This window comes from Paenarthrobacter sp. AB444, from assembly GCF_028736865.1.
Lineage (GTDB): Bacteria > Actinomycetota > Actinomycetes > Actinomycetales > Micrococcaceae > Arthrobacter > Arthrobacter nicotinovorans_B.
On record NZ_JAQZBY010000038.1, the window covers coordinates 1 to 347 of the forward strand.

Annotated in this window: 1 pseudogene; it reads right to left on the minus strand. The window is 62.5% G+C overall.

The annotated features are described in order from the left end of the window. A pseudogene (locus PQ627_RS19920) lies at window positions 1-347 on the minus strand (pyruvate dehydrogenase (acetyl-transferring), homodimeric type); the annotation flags it as partial.

Genomic DNA, 347 nt, shown 5'->3' on the forward strand with positions numbered 1-347 from the left:
TCGAGGGCCCAGGGCACGGACACGCCGGAGGCGAGGATTTGTGCGGTGGGCCGGTTGGTGTCTCCTTGGGGGGCGTCAGCGAGTTTGTAGATGCCTTTGAGGAGTCCGTTGGTGTCGAGGTTTTCGGGTTCGGCGGGTTGGGTGATGGGTTCGTTGTAGACGGTGAGGTAGAACATCACGTTCTTATCCTCGGAGTGTTCGCCGTACATGGTTTCGAGGCCGTGGCGGATGATATGGCCGATTTCGTAGCCGTAGGCGGGGTCGTAGGTGCGCACGGCGGGGTTGGTGGAGGCCAGGATGGGGGAGTGTCCGTCGGCGTGTTGGAGTCCTTCGCCGGTGAGGGTGGT